Here is a 2894-nt window from a genome sequence, read left to right on the forward strand (position 1 = left end):
GCGGCCGCCCTGGTGTGGTCGCTGCGGCTGACCGCGGCGCCCGCACCGGCAGCCGATGCGTCCGCCGTCGGATCGTCCGCGGCCGCTCCGGCCGCTGCGGGTCCGTCCGGTGCGGGCGCAGCGGCCGGGCCGCATGCCGCCCGGACCGGGCTCGCCGGCCTGGCGCTGGCGAACCTGCCGTTCGCGTTCTGCTTCGACGTGCTGGAGGTGGCGCTGCCGGCGCTGCTGGTGACCTGCCTGCACGTCACCCCGGCCTGGTCCTCGGGGATCTACGTGGGCAACACCGTGCTGGTGATCACCACGCAGCTCGGCGCGGTGCTGTGGCTCGGGCGGCGCTCCCGGCGCTCCGTCCTGGTGGCCTCCGGCCTCGTGCTGGCCGTCTCGTACCTGGGCTTCTGGGCGGCCGGGGCGCTGGGCGGCACGGTGGGCGCGGCCGGGGTCGCGGCGGTCTCCGTGCTCTACACGGCGGGCGAGATCCTCTACACCGGCGCGGGGACGGCCCTGGTGGTGGCGGTCGCCCCGCCGGGCGGGCTCGGCCGGGCGCTGGCCCGCTGGGAGCTGTCGACCGGCCTGGGCAAGGCGGCCGCACCCGCCGCGCTGACCGCGCTGCTGGCGGTCGGGCCGGGCCTGCTGTGGGGCGTGCTGGCCGGGGCGACGGCGCTCGGCGCGCTGGCCGTCCGCCGCTTCGGCCCGGCGGTGTGAGCACACCCGGGCAGCGGCCCGGGCCGGAACCGGTGCGGGCGGCGGTGAGTTGAACCGGCGCGCGGGGCGCGCCGGGCGGTCCGGCGAGGCCGTACCGAGGGGGAGCGACGATGGGATTGGCCTGCGGGCACGACGGGCCGGAGTACGGGGTGCCGCTCTGCGAGCACCTGCGCGCGGCGGACGATCAGAGCGACCACGTGGTGCGCTGGACGGGCGACGGGGCGGCGTCCGACCGGATCTGCACGGCGTGCGCCGACCGTCCGGACGCCGGGGCCGGGGTGGTCACGGCGGTGGTCTGCGAGGAGTGCTTCGACCGGGTCGACGGCGGCCCGGTGCGGGCGGTCGGCGCGCCGGAGGTCCGCGAGCGGCCGGTACAACCGGACCGCACGATCCGGGAGACCGTGCTGCCGTCGGACGGGGTGCCGCTCGCCGACCTCACCCCGCTGGACGGGCCGGGCGCCGCCTGGCTGCTGCTGTACGAGGACGGCCGGATCGTGCACTGGTCGGCGGAGTCCGGCGCCCGCCGGGAGGTGGCCCGGGCCTCGGTGGCGCCCGACCCGGAGGCGGAGGGCTTCCTGCACCACGTGCAGCGGCGGCGCCTGCACGCCTCGGCGGACGGCCGGTTCGCGGCCGTGGTGATCGACCACGGCACGGCGGGCGAGGTGTTCGATCTGGCCCTCGGTGTCCGGACGATGGTGCTCGACGGCGGCGACCACCACGCCGAGACGGTGCCCTTCGCGCTCGCCTTCACCGTGTACGAGGGTCGCCCGGTGGTCCTCCACCGGACGGACTGGAACCGGCTGGGCGCCGCGGACCCGGCCACCGGGCGCTCGCTGGAGGGGGTGGTCGGCGAGGGCGGCCCGCTGCTGCGGGCGGACGACTTCTTCCACGGGGCGCTGCACGTCAGCCCCGGCGGGTCGTTCGTGGCCGACGACGGCTGGGTCTGGCACCCGGACGGCCGCTGCGAGGTGTGGCCGCTGGCCGAGCTGTTCGGCGACGGGTCGGGCCCGCTGCTGGCGGCCACGGCGGCCTACCACTGGAACCGGCCGGTCGCCTGGCTGGACGACTGCCGGCTGGCGGTGGGCGGGCTGGGCGACGACGACCTGGCGATGGTGCCGGGCGTCCGGATCCTCGACGCGGCGCGGCGGGAGGGGAGGGCATCCCGGCCGCAGGCGGCCGAGGTGGCGGTGTTCGGCGGGCCGGATGGGCCGCTGTTCGCGGCGGACGGCCTGCTGTTCTCGGTCGGCCCGGCCGGGCTGACGGTCTGGGACCCGGCGGACGGCGCCCGGCTCGGCACCGTGCCCGGCTTCCGGCCGGCGTACCACCACCGTGCGGGCGGCGCGCTGGTCGAGGTCGCCGACGGGCGGCTGCTGCGTTGGCGGACGGCGTAACGGGCCGGCTAACGGCCGGTGTGCCCGCACGGCCGGGGCGGCGCGCAGCGGGCAGGATGGGGATGTGCCGTTCACGCTGAGCCATGTCGCTGCGGTCGTGCCGCTGGTGCGCCGGCCGGACCGCTGGTGGGCGGCGTCGGGCCTGGTGGCCGGGTCGATGGCGCCCGACGTGCCGTTCTTCGCCGAGTCGCTGCTCCCCGGGGCGTACGAGGCCGGCCGGACGACCCACCGCTGGTGGGCCGTGCCGACGGTCGACGTGCTGCTCGCAGCCGCTATGGCGGCCGTCTGGGCGGGAGTGCTGCGCCGGCCGGCCGAGGACCTGCTGCCGGTGCCCGGCGGGGGAGCGGCCGGTCCGCCGCCCCTGCGGGGTCCGGCCGGCCGGGCGGGGGTCTTCGCGCTCTCGGCCGCGGTCGGGGCGGCGACCCACGTGGCCTGGGACTCCTTCACCCATCCCGGGCGGCTCGGGGTCCGGGCGCTGCCGGTGCTGGCCCGCCCGGTGGCGGCCGGGGTGCCCGGCTGCACGGTACTGCAGTACGCGACCTCGCTGGTCGGCCTGGCCGTGCTGGCCCGGGAGGCGGGCCGGCGGGCCGCGCCGGACGCCTGGGCGGCGGCCGGGAGACGGGCTGCACCGACGGCCGCCGTACTGGCCGCCGCGGCGGCGGCCGGCGCCGCGCACCGCCTGCGCCGCCGGGAACGCGCCCCGATCGACGAGCTGTGCTTCGGCGCGGGGGCGGGCCTGGCCGTCGGGGCGGTCGGCCTGGCCGCAGTCGCGGGCGGGGCCGCGGCCGACCGGTCCGGGGC

General features: G+C 79.2%; 2 protein-coding genes and 1 pseudogene. All 3 read left to right on the forward strand.

Going from position 1 to position 2894, the window contains the following annotated elements; genetic code table 11:
* A pseudogene (locus tag ACFV0G_RS37840) lies at positions 1-702 on the forward strand (MFS transporter); the annotation flags it as partial.
* Between the two features lie 110 nt (positions 703-812).
* The gene (locus tag ACFV0G_RS37845) at positions 813-2093 is read left to right on the forward strand and encodes a hypothetical protein (RefSeq protein WP_380557919.1); all 1281 of its coding nucleotides are present in this window, start codon (positions 813-815) and stop codon (positions 2091-2093) included.
* 64 nt (positions 2094-2157) lie between these two features.
* Positions 2158-2894: DUF4184 family protein (locus ACFV0G_RS37850; protein ID WP_380557922.1), on the forward strand; the 737-nt coding region annotated here is incomplete at its 3' end.

Source organism: Kitasatospora sp. NPDC059571 (assembly GCF_042735675.1).
Lineage (GTDB): Bacteria > Actinomycetota > Actinomycetes > Streptomycetales > Streptomycetaceae > Kitasatospora.

Excerpts from the sequence above, each read along its gene's own strand:
- ACFV0G_RS37845 (WP_380557919.1), top strand. The coding sequence starts at position 813 with ATGGGATTGGCCTGCGGGCACGACGGGCCGGAGTACGGGGTGCCGCTC.